Here is a 274-nt window from a genome sequence, read left to right as displayed (position 1 = left end):
AGTAACTACTACTACCAAACCCATAAGCCTGATAAGGATTCTGGTAACCAGAAGCTGATGGATAGAATCAAAGAGATCTTCCTTGAACACAGCCGACGCTATGGGTACCGGCGAATCTACGGACAGCTTCGCCGGGAAGTCTATGAGATCAACCATAAGAAGGTGCAGAGGCTCATGCAAAAGATGGGCTTATTCGCCATCTCAATCCGCAAGAAACGCAAATACAGCAGCTATTACGGCGTTCAAGGCAAAATCAAGCCAGACTTAATCAAGC

Annotated in this window: 1 protein-coding gene; it reads left to right on the top strand. The window is 46.4% G+C overall.

Going from position 1 to position 274, the window contains the following annotated elements; translation table 11 throughout:
• A partial coding sequence (locus LI162_RS15395; RefSeq protein ID WP_227156889.1) for an IS3 family transposase occupies positions 1-274 on the top strand: 274 nt, incomplete at both ends.

It is taken from the genome of Mediterraneibacter sp. 210702-DFI.3.120 (assembly GCF_020561005.1).
In the GTDB taxonomy this organism is placed as follows: Bacteria; Bacillota; Clostridia; order Lachnospirales; family Lachnospiraceae; genus Mediterraneibacter; species Mediterraneibacter faecis.
The sequence above is the reverse complement of the archived record's forward strand: the minus strand, read 5'-3'. Positions and strand labels throughout refer to the sequence as shown.